17 protein-coding genes and 1 tRNA gene are annotated in these 16,343 nt (G+C 58.9%); 11 read left to right on the top strand and 7 right to left on the bottom strand.

Features of this window, described 5'->3' with window-relative positions; translation table 11 throughout:
• Positions 1–22: 22 nt before the first annotated feature.
• The 4 genes from CGERO_RS03320 to CGERO_RS03305 all read left to right on the top strand — a co-directional run bounded on the left by CGERO_RS03320 (position 23) and on the right by CGERO_RS03305 (position 2,438).
• Positions 23–781, top strand: coding sequence for a 3'(2'),5'-bisphosphate nucleotidase CysQ (locus CGERO_RS03320; RefSeq protein WP_123933464.1), 759 nt, complete (start codon positions 23–25; stop codon positions 779–781).
• Between the two features lie 66 nt (positions 782–847).
• Positions 848–1,651, top strand: coding sequence for a thymidylate synthase (locus CGERO_RS03315; RefSeq protein ID WP_123933463.1), 804 nt, complete (start codon positions 848–850; stop codon positions 1,649–1,651).
• Complete coding sequence (locus CGERO_RS03310; RefSeq protein WP_123933462.1) at positions 1,652–2,161, top strand: dihydrofolate reductase; 510 nt, start codon at positions 1,652–1,654, stop codon at positions 2,159–2,161. It begins immediately after the preceding gene.
• A 19-nt stretch (positions 2,162–2,180) separates the two neighbouring features.
• A complete protein-coding gene (locus tag CGERO_RS03305; RefSeq protein ID WP_123933461.1) occupies positions 2,181–2,438 on the top strand; it encodes a mycoredoxin in 258 nt (85 codons plus the stop codon).
• 26 nt (positions 2,439–2,464) lie between these two features.
• Here the strand turns inward: CGERO_RS03305 and cobF are convergent, their stop codons facing one another.
• The gene (cobF, locus tag CGERO_RS03300; protein ID WP_123933460.1) at positions 2,465–3,238 is read right to left on the bottom strand and encodes a precorrin-6A synthase (deacetylating); all 774 of its coding nucleotides are present in this window, start codon (positions 3,236–3,238) and stop codon (positions 2,465–2,467) included.
• A gap of 4 nt (positions 3,239–3,242) precedes the next feature.
• Positions 3,243–3,521, bottom strand: a complete 279-nt coding sequence (locus tag CGERO_RS03295) for a cg0963 family protein (protein ID WP_123933459.1) — start codon at positions 3,519–3,521, stop codon at positions 3,243–3,245.
• Between the two features lie 163 nt (positions 3,522–3,684).
• Between CGERO_RS03295 and CGERO_RS03290 the strand changes: the two genes are divergently transcribed.
• The 6 genes from CGERO_RS03290 to CGERO_RS03265 all read left to right on the top strand — a co-directional run bounded on the left by CGERO_RS03290 (position 3,685) and on the right by CGERO_RS03265 (position 9,864).
• Positions 3,685–3,757, top strand: a tRNA-Arg gene (locus CGERO_RS03290).
• Positions 3,758–4,025: 268 nt separating this feature from the next.
• A complete protein-coding gene (locus CGERO_RS03285) occupies positions 4,026–4,772 on the top strand; it encodes a hypothetical protein (RefSeq protein WP_123933458.1) in 747 nt (248 codons plus the stop codon).
• A 21-nt stretch (positions 4,773–4,793) separates the two neighbouring features.
• Complete coding sequence (locus CGERO_RS03280; RefSeq protein ID WP_123933457.1) at positions 4,794–5,528, top strand: hypothetical protein; 735 nt, start codon at positions 4,794–4,796, stop codon at positions 5,526–5,528.
• 12 nt (positions 5,529–5,540) lie between these two features.
• Positions 5,541–6,758: an Ig-like domain repeat protein gene (locus CGERO_RS03275; protein WP_123933456.1), complete on the top strand. Its 1,218-nt coding sequence runs from the start codon at positions 5,541–5,543 to the stop codon at positions 6,756–6,758.
• Between the two features lie 92 nt (positions 6,759–6,850).
• Positions 6,851–8,584, top strand: coding sequence for a hypothetical protein (locus CGERO_RS03270; RefSeq protein ID WP_123933455.1), 1,734 nt, complete (start codon positions 6,851–6,853; stop codon positions 8,582–8,584).
• Positions 8,581–9,864: a cation:proton antiporter gene (locus tag CGERO_RS03265; protein WP_123933454.1), complete on the top strand. Its 1,284-nt coding sequence runs from the start codon at positions 8,581–8,583 to the stop codon at positions 9,862–9,864. Before CGERO_RS03270 ends, CGERO_RS03265 begins: the two co-directional genes overlap by 4 nt.
• Here the strand turns inward: CGERO_RS03265 and CGERO_RS03260 are convergent.
• The 5 genes from CGERO_RS03260 to CGERO_RS03240 form a co-directional block, all read right to left on the bottom strand.
• Entirely contained in the window at positions 9,861–10,637 is a 777-nt protein-coding gene (locus CGERO_RS03260) for a serine hydrolase family protein (RefSeq protein ID WP_164470252.1), read from the bottom strand. The genes CGERO_RS03265 and CGERO_RS03260 overlap by 4 nt on opposite strands.
• A gap of 73 nt (positions 10,638–10,710) precedes the next feature.
• The gene (locus tag CGERO_RS03255) at positions 10,711–12,357 is read right to left on the bottom strand and encodes a solute symporter family protein (protein WP_123933453.1); all 1,647 of its coding nucleotides are present in this window, start codon (positions 12,355–12,357) and stop codon (positions 10,711–10,713) included.
• A 12-nt stretch (positions 12,358–12,369) separates the two neighbouring features.
• Entirely contained in the window at positions 12,370–12,708 is a 339-nt protein-coding gene (locus CGERO_RS03250) for a DUF485 domain-containing protein (RefSeq protein ID WP_123933452.1), read from the bottom strand.
• Between the two features lie 339 nt (positions 12,709–13,047).
• Positions 13,048–13,806: an enoyl-CoA hydratase gene (locus CGERO_RS03245; RefSeq protein ID WP_123933451.1), complete on the bottom strand. Its 759-nt coding sequence runs from the start codon at positions 13,804–13,806 to the stop codon at positions 13,048–13,050.
• Positions 13,803–14,678 (bottom strand): aldo/keto reductase, encoded by an 876-nt coding sequence (locus tag CGERO_RS03240; protein ID WP_377017906.1) that lies wholly within the window; start codon positions 14,676–14,678, stop codon positions 13,803–13,805. Before CGERO_RS03240 ends, CGERO_RS03245 begins: the two co-directional genes overlap by 4 nt.
• A 163-nt stretch (positions 14,679–14,841) precedes the next feature.
• Here CGERO_RS03240 and CGERO_RS03235 point away from each other — a divergent pair, with 163 nt between their 5' ends.
• The gene (locus CGERO_RS03235; protein ID WP_123933449.1) at positions 14,842–16,329 is read left to right on the top strand and encodes a carboxyl transferase domain-containing protein; all 1,488 of its coding nucleotides are present in this window, start codon (positions 14,842–14,844) and stop codon (positions 16,327–16,329) included.
• Positions 16,330–16,343: the final 14 nt, after the last annotated feature.

The raw sequence follows: 16,343 nt of genomic DNA, 5'->3' as shown, positions 1-16,343 counted from the left end.
CCAAAGAACTAAGCTGGCATACATGACTGCTCACTTTGACGATGCGACTTTAACCCGACGTTTAGCTCAAGGCACTGGTGAAGTGCTCAAGGGCGTGCGCAACGTCGGTGTGCTGCGTGGCCGCTCCCTCGGCGACGCAGGCGATGACCTCGCACAAAACTGGATTGCGCGAGTGCTGGAGCAGCACCGCCCCGATGATGGTTTTCTTTCAGAAGAAGCCGCCGATAACCCCGAGCGCCTCGGCAAAGAGCGCGTGTGGATCGTGGACCCGCTCGACGGCACCAAGGAGTTTGCCACCGGCCGCCAGGACTGGGCGGTCCACATTGCTCTGGTAGAAAACGGCCACCCCACCCACGCCGCCGTTGGCCTACCCGATTTGGGCGTGGTGTTCACCACCGCCGATTCCCGCGCGGTCAGCGGCCCTTATGCCAAGCGCATCGCCGTATCCCACAACCGTCCTCCCGCTGTGGCGGAATACATTGCGGACAAGCTCGGTTTTGAAACCGAGCCAATGGGCTCCGCTGGCGCCAAGGCCATGCACGTGCTGCTGGGCGACTATGACGCATACATCCACGCCGGCGGACAGTACGAGTGGGACTCCGCCGCCCCCGTGGGTGTGAGCCTGGCGGCTGGCTTGCACTGCTCACGACTCGATGGCACTCCTTTGACCTATAACAACAAGGACACTTACCTGCCCGATGTGCTCATCTGCCGCAAAGAGTTGGCCGATGACATTTTGAAGATGCTGGCAGAGTTCCGCGAGGAACACGGCTCCTACTAAGAGGTTTTGGGGGTGGCGCGTGGGGCGTCGAAAAGCACAATTGACAGCTCCGATAGGCTAGGTGCCATGACCGCCATCCCCACCCCATACGAGGATCTTCTGCGCAAGATCATGGCCGAAGGCACCCACAAGGACGACCGCACCGGCACCGGCACCCAGAGCCTATTCGGCGCACAAATGCGCTTTAACCTGCAAGAGCTCTTCCCGCTTATCACCACCAAAAAGGTTCACATGAAGTCGATCATCGGCGAACTGCTGTGGTTCTTGCGCGGTGACTCGAATGTGAAATATCTCCACGAACACGGCGTGAGCATCTGGGACGAATGGGCCGATGAAAACGGGGACCTGGGTCCAATCTATGGCGTGCAGTGGCGTTCCTGGCCCACCCCTGATGGCCAACACATTGATCAGATCGCGGCGGCAATTGAAACGCTCAAGCAGAACTCGGACTCGCGGCGCAATATCGTGAGCGCCTGGAATGTTGCCGAGCTGCACAACATGGCGCTGCCACCGTGCCACATGATGTTCCAAATGTACGTGGCCGACGGCAAGCTTTCCGTGCAGCTCTACCAGCGCAGCGCCGACATGTTCCTGGGCGTGCCCTTCAATATCGCCAGCTACTCACTGCTCACGCACATGCTGGCACAGCAGGCCGGCTTGGAGGTGGGCGAATTCATTTGGACCGGCGGCGATTGCCACATTTACGACAATCACCGCGAGCAGGTGGAACTGCAGCTCAGCCGCGAGCCGCGCCCCTACCCGCAACTCAATCTGCGCAAAGCGGAAACCATCAATGACTACGACTTCGAGGACGTAGAGATCATCGGCTACGATCCTCATCCCGCCATCCGCGGTCAGGTGGCCGTATAAATGAAGGCGATCTGGGCACAATCGCGCGATCGGGTGATCGGCGACGGCAAGGACATGCCTTGGCACATTCCCGAAGATCTCGCCCATTTCAAAAACACCACCTCAGGCGAGGCCGTCCTCATGGGCCGCGCCACATGGGAATCGATCCCTGAGCGCTTCCGCCCGCTGCCCGGCCGCAAGAACCTCGTGCTTTCCTCCCGCAATCCGGGCGATTGGTCCGGTGGCGCCGAGGTCGTTGCGGCAGTTCCAAAGCTTCTCGACGCCTGGGTGATCGGAGGCGGCAGCGTCTACGCCCAAACTTTGCGTTGTTGCACAGAGGTAGTCATCACCGAGGTGGATGCGGAGTTGGCGGATATGTTGGGTGAGTTGGCGGTGTTTGCCCCGGACGTCCGCGGCTTCGAGCTTGTGTCCTGCAGCGATTGGCAGGATTCCAGTGGTTGGGTGCTCGGAGCGGATGGGCAGCGTCATCCGGTGCGTTTTCGGATCAAACACTTGCGCCGGGCCGATTGATTCAGCACCATGGGTAGGCATGAGTAACGAACAACATGTGACCATTTTTGCCGCCGATTGGTGCCCATTCTGCCAGCGTTTGCGCAAGGCACTGGATCGCACCGAAACCCCCTATGCCCTGGTGGACGTGGAAGCTGACGAGCAGGCCTCCGAGTGGGTGAAGTCCGTGAATAATGGCGACCGCATCGTCCCCACCGTGAAGTACTCCGATGGCACCACCGCCACCAACCCAGCCGCGTCAGAAGTGCGACGCAAACTTGAGGAACTGCAGGCATAAAGAATGCGCCCCCGCGGGGGCGCTTTTTAAGTGGGTTTGTTTTCCGGCGTGGCCTCATCGAGCTCGCGCAGGAGGTAGATGTCCATGATCCAGCCGTGCTGCTCTCGCAATTGTTGTTTCAGTGCCGCAACTTCTTCACCGATCTCGGTGATGAAGCCTTCCCGCAGCACTTGATGTTCGGTGCCCAGGTAAGCTCCCCACCACATATAGGTGTTGTGCGTTGGCCCATCCAGCCAGCCTGCACCGCCGTCGAGCATCACTACGCAATTGCGGCGATCCTTCGGCGAGGCTTTGGCCAAATTGCGAGCGGTGGTGACGTGGATGTCCTCGCCAATGCGGTTGAGCAACATCTTATGCTCAGCGGTGAGCAATTGAATGGCTGTTACGCCCGGGATTACTTCTACGGTGCACTCAAGGCCTTCGTGTCGCTGCATCCGCTCAATGATCCGAAGCGTGGAGTCATAAAGCGAAGGATCGCCCCACACCAGAAATGCCGCGCTATCGTTGGTGTGCTTCCGGATCGCATCGGCCAATAGCCGCGCGCGTTCAGCGTGCCAACGGCGAACCTCGGCGGCGTAGTGCTCCGGGTTACGATCGCGTGGCGGATCTTGCACGGTGACGATGGGCAGATCGGGTGCATGCGCGTGAACGATGTGTTCCCTCAAAGCAAGCAGATCGCTCTTCGCGTCTCCCTTATCGAGCGCAATCACGGCATCGGCGCGTTCTAAGGCACGAATTGCCTTGAGCGTCAGCAACTCGGGATCGCCTGCACCGATACCAATAACGTAGATGGTGCGCATCGATTTACTCGTCGTCGTCATCACCGTAAAGCTCTGCGCGGTCAACCTCGGTGAGCAGAGTGTTCACGCTGGCGTAAGACAGGGAGTTCTGCTGGTGCAGGTAGCGGTCGCACGCAGCGGAGAGCTGCTTGGCGTCAAACTTGTTCAAGGTCAGCAGGCGGGTGAGGCTGCCGTCTTCTGCAAGTTCGTCGAGGGCGAGCACTAAGTTGCCGTCCTCCGTGAGGACGTTCGCGACGACGGGACGACGCTGAACATCATGGAAGATTGGGTGGACGTTGCTCATGACACACTCCTTGGGTAGCTGATGTAGGTAGTAGAACCAGCTTATTCCCTTACAGGGAGTTTGTAAGCCGGATGGCAAAAATTTCACTCCCACCAAGTGAATCCGATTACTGTAATGCCCCTTTTTGCGGTAGCATGTCACCCGCTGACACAGTTGTCCGCACGCCCCAGTAGCTCAGTGGATAGAGCACGGCTCTCCTAAAGCCGGTGTCGTAGGTTCGATTCCTACCTGGGGCGCTTTCGCATCTTTACACACATCCACACACTCTGTTCCCTTCGAACCCAGCGGACGTCAATACTCAACGAGGCAGTCCGCTCCACATCGAACTTGCAACTGTGAGACAGCAGCCCTACCCGGGCCCGCGCCAGCACGGAGCAAGCACTTCGTCCGCCTCATTCTCCGACCCCGAAATCCGTTGCCACGTCACCCAATCTGTTGCAGTTTCCTTTCCCTACATGAAATACTGTTACGGAAGTAAACTCCTGTGACTCAAGAGGTTTCATCATGCATCTGAAACGCGCGGCTCTTTCCCTCGCATCCGCAGCAGCCCTCATCGCCGCTGCCGTTCCGGCTCATGCCGCCAATCTTGTCTCCCAACTGCCCGGCGCTTCCGCTGATGGTGCCGTGGTGGTGACGGACAGCCCGCATGTCAGCGTGGACGTCGAAAAGCTTGGTGCCGAACACACCGCCAAGGTCAATGTGAAAAACAACTACGACCACGCCTTTGAGTGCTACGCGCCCGGCGCTTCCACGGATCCGGCCAAGCCGGAGAAGTTGCCCAATGTTGTGACGGAAGCTCGCATCGTCACCGACTCGATGAACTACTACCGCGCACAACCCTTCCTTCCGAAGAATGGTCAGAATGTGCCGCTGCTCGGGGTGATCCCCACCGATGTTTTCCTGCAGTACGTGCCCCAAGGCAGTGCCGGCAATCTCCTGGGCAGCGACACAGCAGCCCGCGCGGAACTTTCCCGCCAGTGGGATCGCGCACGCATCGCTGGCCACACCGGCGAGATCGCCCCCTTTACGCTCCAGCCCGGCGCTAGCGAAACACTCGAGGTCAAACTGGGCGCTCCCGGACATGGCGAACGCAGCGATTTTGACGCTGCAGCGCTGCTGTATTGCACCGACGTGCAGGATCAGCAGGCCTACGTTTTCGCAGGCTACGAGCCCGGCGTGAACCCGATGTGGTCTGGCCTAAGCTCCCATCTTCCCGCCCAGCCCGCAACAGGCTCCAGCAACCGCAACTAAGAAGTTCTGAAAGGTTTTCTCATGAAGTCACTTCACCGTGGCACCCTCGCGGTTGCCTCCGCCATCACCCTCTTGGCCACCTTCGGGACAAACACCGCCCAGGCCGCCAACGTTGTGCCCGGCGCTGAAACCACCGCCGAAGTGGTCATCACCGATAGCGATGCGCTCAAGGTGGAAGTAAACGCAGCCGATGCCGCAGCAACCTCCATTACCGGCAAGGTCACCAATACCTCTGATCGTGAGTTCGTGTGCGCCGGTGCCAAGGGCAAGGACGACACCGCAGGCGACGTTGCCCCCGCAGATCTGGTGGCCAAGTCAGTGGCCTACTACCAGTCAAATCTTTACCGCGTTGCCCCGGAGCTCCCCGTGAAGAGCCCCTCACTCCCCCTCATCGGTGCGATTAACCTGGGAACCATCGACCTCGGATCTTCCCAGGGCGCACTCCAGGGCTCCGGCCCCTTGCTCGGCCAGGCCAACGGCATTCGCAAATACATCGGCGAGGAATACTCCAAGGCACGCCTGGCGGGGCACGCAGGTTTGATCAAGAAGTTCACCATCCCAGCCGGTGAGGAAGTGCTTTTCGACGCTCCCCTGCCCGCTCCAACGCAGGGCGCCCGCACAGATTTCAACGCGGCAGCATTCCTCATGTGTACCCCAACCGACACGCAGCAGCCCCATGTCTTCGCTGGCTTTGAGGAAGGCGCCACCGGCCCGCAGACAGGTTCATCCCAACTCGGCATTCTTGGAAAGCGCTAAGGAGACTTTAAGATGAAGATGAACAAGATCGCCGCTGCCTGCTGCACATTCGCAGTCGGCTGCAGCCTGGTCGTTCCCACCGCCAGCGCAGCCACCGCCGAGGCTTCTCACCAGGACTCAAACTCCATCTACACCCGCACAATCAGCGATACTGAGGCGACGGTCGGGCAAACGATCACCTACAGCCAGACGTTCACCACTACGTCGGCAAGCAGCAAGGACTACATCTACTCTTGGTCAAACAACGTTGATACCTGCCTCGAATTTGTGCAGGGGTCCGCAACGCTGAATAGCGAGAAAATCGCTGACTCGCAGGTCGTTCACGTTCCTGGCAAAACCACCATCAACGCACCAAGCAACTACTGGACCTTCACCCAAGCAGCGCCGCACGCATTCAGCTTGAGTTACCGTCTGGCACCGAGCTGCGCTGGTAAAACGTTGGAATCGGGCTTCTGGTACAAGTACGGGAGCTGGTTTGGAACCAAAACTTACGCCCCTAATCTCTTCAACGGTGGCCCCGCCATTACCGTAAACGACAACTCGAAAGCAGCAAGCACCACCGTGTTGAGCCCGCTGCCTGAATGGGTTGCTAAGGATCAACAGATTCCTCTGGTGGCGAGCGTGACGGCCGAGGGCGCAGCGCACAACGGCGGCACTGTCACCTTCGCCAACAATGGGCGCGAGATTTGCACTAGCGCGATCAACAATGAGGGGCTAGCAACCTGCGATTGGCAACCAGCTGAGAAGGGCGAAGCCTCCATCACCGCTGCTTTCTCTGGCAATGACACCATCGCGGAATCTGCCTCCGCGCCAATGCGTACCAAAGTAATTAGTACGGCACCCAAGAAGCCCACTGATCTCCGCTTCACCGAGGAACAGCTCAACAACGCCACGCAAACCATCATCACCGGCAAAGCCACTCCCGGCGCAACGGTGGAAGCTCTCGCCCCGGGCGGAAATCGCTGCGTTGATACAGCCGACGAGAACGGCGAGTTCTCCTGCAACTTGGGATTCTTGCCCGCAGGCCAAGAGCGCGGCGTGGCCGTCACGGAAAGTTTTGATGGCGTGAAATCGGAGGTTGCCACCTTGGTTGCCGATGTGAACGAGGGCGGCTCCAGTTCCTTCGACTCGTTCCTGTCTTTCCTGCGCAAGCTCGGATTTGATATCCAAGGCTTCTTCCAACGCCTCTTAGACCCCAACACTTGGGTTTCGCTCGGCAGTTCCTCCTAGAACCTCCAACCACTTCCGTTATGCCTCCAAGCACGGCTTGGGGGCATATTCTGTTTTCAACCTCATTGATTGCCTAGGAGTACTAGATCCCCATGTTTCACCGACTGGAATCGCGTATCCTCGCCACATTCATCGCCGCAGGGTCTGCCACAATGTTGCGCCGTGGCATGTTGAGGCGCAAGAACCTCAAGACGCTTAGCAGTCCTGCTGATTCCGCCCAACCTGAACTGCCCCAATCTAGCGGCCCTGCTGCCGGGGTGCCGCTGGTGGGCAATCCCATCAAGGGGTACGGGCAGTTCCCCTTAGGCCTCGTGGCACCGGATTTCGGCAACGTGGGCTACGCGGATCTTCCCGTGGCACGGCGCGAGGATCTTCCAGACCAGGTGCTGTTCCGAAGCAATGCCGAAGGTTTCAATCAAAAAATCGAGGTAGCGCTTCGCGGCGGCGAGCTCTTCGTGCGCAACATTGGTGATACCACTTGGCGCTGTGTCCCCACTCCGGAAAGTCTGAGTGGCAACATTCACGGCATCTCTATCAATGAAGACGCCCTCGTTGCCGTGGATACTGCGGGCTGGATGTATACCTTGAGCAATCTTCTCTCAAGCCCCAGCCGTTGGGGCTGGATCCGCGCATGGGGTAGCCCTTTTTGGTTCGGGCGTGGCCAACAAAGCCCCAACACTTCACCCGGCAAATGGAGTTTGAGCCTGATTGGCAATCACACGGATCGCTTTTATGAGACCTCCGATGGCAAACGGCAACCCATCTCCTTAGCCAAGGTCACCCAGGTCCTTGCTCTTTCACCCGACGGCAGCCGCATCTACTCGCTAGACCCTTGGCTCGCACGCGATTATTCCTACGAGGTCGGAACCCCGCTGAACGGCCGTTTCCAGGTGCACTCATTGTCCGCTTCGGGTTCGCAGATCTTTGTGATGAATCGCTACGGCGACATGTTCACCCGACTCGACGACTTCGATATCAAGGGTGCTGACCCCGCCCAATTCCGCTATACCTGGGGCTTTGATCCCCGACCGGCAGCAGCAGGCGCGCTCAGCCACCGCCTCAACCCAACAACAGCACCAATTGCGCTCCCCAGCGACGATTGGCACCAACAGCCCAAAATTCCCGGCGCCATCACCGACCGAATCTCGATCCACTCCACCGCCCAAGGCTCCAAGCAGCGAGAACTGCGTGTGGAAGGGCAACATAAGGGGCTCAATGGGTACTGGCATAAGCAGCTTTTCGACGCCCACTGGTCTTTCACCCCAACCGGTCTCCCCCTCGAAGGGCACCGCCTTGAAAACCCTTCCGAAGATTCCAGTACCCGCACACTCGCCGCACCCAGCCCCTTTGCTTATCGCGGGGAACTCAGCAACGGGGTGATGCTGAGCGTCGAGGAATTCTCATACGCCTCACCAAAGCGCGAAGTGCTGATCCATACCGGCAAGCGACACTATCCCCTGGTGTTGCACACGATCGATGGTCGGCTCGGCTCTCCACTGTCCATGCGCATGAGTCCGGTGAAGGGGCAATTCGGCCCACGGCCAGCAGGACTCGTGGAATCCACACCACGCAATTACGCTGCCGCTTTTGAGCTGCCAAAGAGCACACAACGCGCCGCACACTCGGACCCGGTGCTTGCGCGCTTTCTTGCACAGTATTTCAAAGGCCAACAATTCCGTCCGGTGTACCTGAAGGTCACTCCCGCACGGATGCGCGTGCTCCACTCCCCGATTCTGGGCATTGCGCTAGCACTGCCCAGAAGCGTTGTTGATTTGCACGCGGTGGCGTCGAAAAGCTCAACCCGGCGGGGTACTCTAACCGCATGACGCACGACCTTGCCACTACGCTGCTCGCAGAAGCGGGCCCCGATCCTGAGCCACTCGTTTCCTTTGCATGGATCATGGCGGTGGCACTGCTTGGACCGCTGTTGTCCTATGCAACAGGCAAGCGGATACCAGGCGTGGTGGTCTTGATCGCCTTCGGTGTGCTCATCGGCCCACACGGCCTGCAGCTCGCGTCCGAAGCCGGCGGCGTACACCTGGTGAAAGAGATGGGGCTCGGCTTGCTCTTTTTGCTGGCAGGTTATGAAATCAACCCCAGTATCGTTCGCGGGCGTGAAGGTAAGCAGGGCGTCATCACGTGGCTGATCTGCATGCTTTCGAGTTTTATTGGCGCCTACGCTGTGCTCGGATTCACTCGGCCAACCACCGCAATCGTGTTGGCCATCGCCTTTACCTCCACCGCTGTGGGCACACTCCTGCCGATCATGAAAGAACAGCGCATGCTGGATAAGCCAGTTGGGCGTTCACTCATGGTGCACGGTGCCATCGGCGAAATTGCACCCATTCTGGCGATGGCCACGTTGCTGTCTACGCGTGCAACCTGGCTCACGGCTTCAGTGCTCCTCGCGTTCTTTGCCATAGCCTTCCTCGTGGCCGCGGTGCCTAAGACTGTGCGGATCTTCGCGCCGTGGATGCGACGCGCCATGATCCACGGTGCAGGTTCAACCAATCAAACCATGGTGCGCATGGTGATGCTGCTTCTGGGCGTGTTAATGGCCGTGGCCGCAGTGTTCGAACTCGATGTGGTTCTCGGAGCTTTTGCCGCGGGCGTCATTTTGCGGCAGATGATGCCGGAGAAGTACCGAACACCCCTGGAACAGCGGCTCGACATCGTCGGCTATGGCTTGCTCATCCCCGTGTTCTTCGTGTGTTCCGGCATGGCCATTGATCCCGAAGCGGTGATACATAACCCCTGGTTCCTGGTGCTCCTCATCCCGCTCATTTACTTCACTCGCGGTGTCCCCATCCTATTGCGTGAGCGCTTCGGCCAAACCGGTTCGGAGATTCAAGGGTGGCGCGAGGCAATCCAGTTGAGCTTCTACGCGGCCACTGCTCTGCCGATCATCGTGGCGGTCACCGATGTTGCCGTGACGTCCAAGCTCCTGACTTCCGAAACGGCCTCAGTGCTCGTTGCCGCCGGCTCCATCACCGTGTTGCTCTTCCCGCTCATTGGCAGCATCGTGAAACCCGCCGATGACTACGAGGAGGAAGACCCCGAGGAGCGGGAGAGAAAGCTCCAGGCTGAGCGCGCAGAGAAAGCCTAAAGGCGCTCGCCCAGTTGGCGTTGGACGTACTCGCTGAGGTCGTCTTCACTGCCATACACGGCAGCGGCGACGATGTAGTCATCGCCAATCGTGGCGGATGAATGCAGGCTTCCGTCGCTCGACCAACCAAACTTATTAGCTTTCGCCCCAGGCAATTGCGCGGTGCCGAAATCCTGTCGGGTTCCATCGGCGGCCTTTGGCGTGGTTTGGGTCATCGCCTGTACCACCGGAGAGTGCGGGTTCTCCCTCAGAATCGCCAGGAGGAACTGCACCACGTCGTAGGTAGACGTTACTGAGTAACCCCACCGCTGCCCCTGTTGGCTAGTGGACTTCAGCTTGTACTGCTTAGCAATCTTGTCAATGCTGTTTGGGTAGGCGTCGAAGAGCTCGTCGGCAATCTCGTCGTCTGAAGTCTGGATCATTTGCTGTGCCAGATCCTGTTCATCCTCGGAACCGTGCTCGAACACGTACTGGGCGATGTACAGCTTGCTCAGGCTCAAACTTGGGCGGGAAAAACGTTCATTGGTGCTTCCCTTGTGCGTTCCATTGCGCAAATCGAGGTAGGTGAGTTGGCTTGTGCCCAGATCTGCCTTCGGCTCAAACTTCCAGGACTCATCAAAGGCGGTGCCTGAGGAAGGGACGGTGAAGTTCATTGGAGCTTCTTCAGGCGCCTCAGGGCCACGCATCGCTGCGAATGGCATGGCGACGACTCCCGCGGCGGCACAGACGAGAGGAGCCACCTGCCACCAGCGAAGTGACGCAATTTTGGACATGTAGACATATTAAAACCCCGCGTGCAGAATCAGAATTCCGTACGCGGGGCCAGCACCCTTGGGGTGAGATGCTTTAGTGGTCGACGGCAGCTTCGACGCCAACGCCAGTCAGCGAGCGAACTTCCATCTCAGCTTGGAGGTCATCCAGGTTGTCCGGCTTACCAACGAAGGCACCGATAGCACCGGCGAGGAACGCCAGCGGAATCGAAACGATACCGGGGCTGGTCAGCGGGAACCAGTGGAAGTCGACGTTGGAGAACATTGAGGTTTCGGTGCCCGACACCGCTGGGGAGAAGATGATGAGCACCAGCGCGGCCACCAGACCGGTGTACATGGAGGCCACTGCGCCGGTGGTGTTGAAGCGCTTCCAGTACAGGGAGTACAGGATCGTGGGCAGGTTTGCGGACGCGGCGATTGCGAAGGCCAGCGACACCAGGAAGGCGACGTTCTGCGACATTGCCAGGATGCCGAGCACAATCGCGGCCACGCCAATGACCACGACGGTGATGCGAGAGACGCGAACCTGCTCTTCCTCGCTGGACTGTCCATCGCGCAACACGGCGTCGTAAATATCGTGCGCCACGGATGCGGAGGCAGTAATTGCCAGGCCGGCGACCACGGCGAGCACCGTCGCGAATGCCACTGCGGAGATAGCAGCCATGAACAGCGGGCCCCACAGCTCCAGTGCCAGCAGCGGCGCTGCAGCGTTTGCGCCACCGGGGGCAGCAAGAATCGTGTCTGGACCAACGAGTGCAGCGGCACCAAAGCCCAGAGCCAGAGTCATCAGGTAGAACGCACCGATGAGCACGATGGCCCAAGTGACGGAACGGCGCGCCTCGGTAGCGGTAGGCACGGTGTAGAAGCGCATGAGCACGTGAGGCAGACCAGCGGTACCCAGCACGAGAGACAGTGCCAGCGAGAGGAAGTCAAGCTTGGTGGTGGCGGTCTTGCCGTACTTCAAGCCTGGCTCCAGCAACTGCTGAGCCTCGTAGCCCTTCTTCGCAAGCGTTTCAGAAGCGGCGTGGGTAGAAACTGCAGAGTCAAACAGCGCGGAGAGCCCGCCCTTGATGCTCACGAACACGAGCACCGTCATGATGCCGACGCAGAGAATCAGCAGCACGGCTTTGATCATCTGCACGTAGGTGGTGCCCTTCATACCGCCGACCAAAACGTAGATGATCATGATCACGCCCACGATGGCTACCACGATGGATTGAGCGGTCTTGTCATGCAGGTTCAGCAGCACGGACACCAGCGAACCAGCGCCTGCCATCTGCGCAATGAGGTAGAACAAGGACACGAACAGGGTGCCGAATGCTGCGGCCACGCGCACGGGCTTTTGCTTCAGGCGGAAGGACAACACATCCGCCATGGTGAAGCGTCCGACGTTACGCAGTGGTTCTGCAACCAGCAGCAGCGCGACGAGCCATGCAACGAAGAAGCCGACGGAGTACAGGAAGCCGTCGTAGCCGTTCAAGGCGATGGCACCGACGATGCCGAGGAAGGATGCTGCCGAAAGATAGTCGCCAGCAATTGCGAGGCCATTCTGACGGCCGGAGAAGGAACCGCCGCCGGTGTAGAAGTCCGAGGCCTCCTTAGTGGACTTACCGGCGCGCAGTACCACGGCCATGGTGACCACGATGAAGGCGACGAAGACAGAGATATTGAGAATCGGGTTACCAGTTTGCGGCGCTTCTGCCGCGAGGATTGAGGTATTCATATGCAAACGCTCCTAGCCTTCCATCTGCTCGCGGATTGCGGCCGCTTTGGGCTCGATGTTCTTGTTTGCGTACTTCACGTACACCCAGGTGATCACAAAGGTGGTCAGGAACTGCAGGAGTCCGAAGATCACACCCACGTTCACGTGCCCAAATACGTTCTGCGCCATGAAGCCGGGGGCGTAAATCGCAGAGAGGACGTACACCAGGTACCAGATGAAGAAGGCAATGGACATTGGGAAAGTAAAAGACCTGTAGGTCTTTTTCAGATCAGCAAACTGCGGGCTTGCCTGCATTTCGCGAAACTCTTGCGCGCTTGGCTGCCGCCGCTGGCGCTGGGGTGCTGCACTCATGAGGGAGGAGCTCGCTTTCTTACTATCGGCTGTTCTTGCACTTCGTATTTGTTCAGCTCCGCAGCTCGGCTGTGGACGGCATCACATAAATACGTTCCCGTTGAAAGTTACATGGCTCACCCCTATATAGAAAGTAAATCCTTGGCAATACACCCTTTACAAGCTTCGCATCACCCCCGAAGATGCGTAAGCTGCGGTTTTATTGCTACCGATTCACCCCTACCTCCGCCAGATTTCAGCATTTGCAAATCTTGCTAATGCCCACTTAACAAAAAGACCCCGAGGGGCTTGGCTTATTTTGCACAAAAAAGCACCTCGGGGCTTCACATATACGATCCCCTAGCGCCCTCGGAAGCGAGGTTCCCGGCGCTCCGCCCTCGCCCTGCGAGCCTCATCCGCATCGTCACTCGCCCAGCACCTGGTGAAGAGGTCTTGCGCACGAGGATTGAGCCCATAGCTGGAATCATCGGCATTCAGCGCCGTTTTCAGCTGTTCCATTGCAAGCGGCGCGCGCTTTGTCATTGCCAAGGCAAATTCGTGAGCATCCGCGTCTGTTCCTGCATTCGCAAATCCCAAATCCTGCGCCTGCTGCTTATCCACGCGCTGCGCAGCCAGCAGCATCTGCCGGGCAACAGCACCACCGAGCAAATCTTGGGCGCGGTGGATTGTCCACGCATCAAGCGCAAATCCCAGGTTCGCCGCCGGCACCATGAACCACCCCGACTCCCCCACCACTCTTAAATCGCAGGCCAACGCCAACTGCGTTCCCGCACCCACAGCAGGACCTTGGATATTCGCGATCACCGGGATCGGCAACTGCACGATGCTTTGCAACATCTCATGGAGGCGTTCCAGAAACCCATCTCCGTACACCCCGGCCCCATCGCCGAGGTCAGCGCCAGCGCAAAAGGCCTTCCCCTCACCGCTGATGAGCACCGCCCGCACACTACAGTCCTGGCGATACGCCTTCGCGGCAGATTCCAAGGCGACGGTCATCTCTGCGCACGTCCGAGCGTCCAAAGCATTGCGCTTTTCCGGACGATTCAAACGCAGGTGCAGCAGCATGCCTTCCTGGTGAACGATCACCGAAGCACTCATGAACGCACCTCACCTGGGAATTCCAGCGGAGACTGATACAGCCGTCCACCGGAGGCGTCCAGGTCAGTAATTGCTTGCATGTGCTCGTCGCAAAGCTCAAAGCTGAAAATATCGCCGTTTTCCAGTTGACGCTTCCTGCTGGAAGATTTGGGGATCACCGAGCATCCCAACTGCACAATCCAACGCAGAATCACTTGAGCGGGAGTCTTGCCCACCTCCTCAGCGATGCCTCGGATCAACTCGTGTTCCAGCAAGTCACCGCGCCCCAGTGGCGACCACGCTTCGGTGACAATACCCATTTCGTCGTGGGCTTCTCGCAAATCCGCTTGAGAAAAACCAGGGTGCAGCTCTACCTGGTTGAGCACAGGCGCGATACCGGTGGCCTCAGTGATTTCGCGCAAGAGCTCGGGGTAGAAATTCGCCACCGCGATGCTGCGCACTTGACCCAGACCTTGGATTTTCGCAAGCGCCTCGTACGACTCCAGATACAAGCCCCGCTGCGGCCACGGCCAGTGGATCATCATGCAGTCAATGAACTCCATTTCGAGGCGCTTGAGCGACTTTTGAAATGCCTGCTGCACCTCCTGGTCGCCCTGTTCATTGTTCCAAACCTTGGAGGTAATGAAGAGCTCTTCTCGGGTCACATCCCCCGCGGAGATAGCTTCGCGCACCGCGCGACCAACGGCCTCCTCGTTTTTGTAGATGGCTGCGGTGTCAATGTGTCGATACCCCACCTCGATGGCGCTTCGCACTGCGCGGACGCAGTCTTCGCCTTCAAGGTTCCAGGTGCCGAAGCCAAGTGCTGGCATCTCGGTGCCATCGTTGAGGGTAATTGTTGGGATCTGAAGCTGGGAGTCACTCATGATTCCCATTGTTCACAATCTGCTGGCACCCCGCTAGCAAAACCTCGAAGATTCTCAGCCCTCAATGCCCGGTTTGGGGGCACCTTCACACCAAGCGCTCGGGTGTCCCCATGCATGCAATCGCCCCAAGAAAAGCACCATGAGGCTTCAATCCAATGATTAGCATGAGCGTATGACCCGCACTTCCGCCAAAAAATTGATCGCTGATGTCCTCGATCCCGGATCATTCCAATCGTGGGATCAAACACCCCAATACCGAAACATCTCCGAGGAGTATCGTGCCTCGCTGGCACGCGCACGGGAAAAGTCGGGGGTAGATGAGTCCGTAGTCACTGGCGAGGGAAGCATCGATGGGAAGCGTGTAGCGGTTGTCCTGAGCGAGTTTTCCTTCCTTGGCGGCTCCATCGGTGCCGCCACGGCGCGCCGCATCATCGACGGGATTCACCGCGCCACCGACGAAGGCTTGCCATTGCTCATCTCCCCCTCTTCAGGCGGCACCCGCATGCAGGAGGGCACCCCGGCGTTTGCGCTCATGGTCTCCATCACCACGGCAGTGTATCGCCACAAGGATGCCCACCTGCCGTTCATGGTGTACCTACGCAACCCCACTACGGGTGGGGTGATGGCGTCATGGGGTTCCGCCGGCCACATCACCTACGCGGAACCCGATGCCCTCTTGGGATTCTTAGGGCCTCGGGTGGTGGAGCTAACCACAGGTCGCAGCATTCCTGCCCATATTCAAAGCGGTGAGCATCTCAGCGAAAAGGGCGTCATCGACGGCGTGATTCCACCCGAGCAGCTTCGCGTCTCAGTATCAAAACTGATGCGAATTCTTGCTGCGCCGGGCCCCCATGAGCTCGAGGCGACCGCCGAGGTGCAGACTGTAGGCGGCGAAGCCCCCAATGCTTGGGAGTCCATCGTGCAAACCCGTAAGCACGATCGACCAGGCTTTTCACATGTGCTCGCAGCCATCGGCGAGGATAACGTTATTGAACTTTCAGGCTCCGGTGACGGCAGAACCTCCACCGCTATCCGCATCGCTTTGGCCCGCTTGCACAACAAGCCTGTGGTGCTCATCGGGCAGGATCGCCACCAACAGCCACCAATTGGCGAAGTAGAAATGGGCACCGAGGCGCTTCGGGTTGCGCGAAGGGGAATCCAGCTTGCCCACGAGCTGCAAATTCCGTTGATTTCTGTCGTGGATACTCCCGGCGCGGAACTGAGCGCGGAAGCCGAGGAACACGCGATGGCGGGGTCAATCGCGCGCACACTCAGCGAGCTGGTGTCGGTGGACGTGCCCACTGTGTCGGTCATCCTCGGTCAGGGCTGCGGTGGCGGCGCTTTGGCGATGTTGCCTGCAGATATTGTGCTGTGCGCCGAGCATGGTTGGCTCAGTCCGCTGCCGCCCGAGGGCGCCTCCGCCATCATTTATCGCGATACCGAGCACGCCCCTGCGATGATGGAAAAACAGGGGGTGCAGGCCGCACAGTTGTTGAAAGCTGGAGTGGTGGATCGGATCGTGCCGGAGCAAGATGATTTGGTGGAATCGGTTCTTGCGCATACAGAAAAAGCGCTGTGGGATTTGGAAACGGCTCCCCAGCGCGTGGGCCGCGAACAGCGAATGCGACACTATGAGCTTCTAGCAGATCGCCTGAGCTGAAAACAGTGAAAGGA

The sequence above is a fragment of the Corynebacterium gerontici genome (assembly GCF_003813985.1).
GTDB classification, from domain to species: Bacteria; Actinomycetota; Actinomycetes; order Mycobacteriales; family Mycobacteriaceae; genus Corynebacterium; species Corynebacterium gerontici.
The sequence above is the reverse complement of the archived record's forward strand: the minus strand, read 5'-3'. Positions and strand labels throughout refer to the sequence as shown.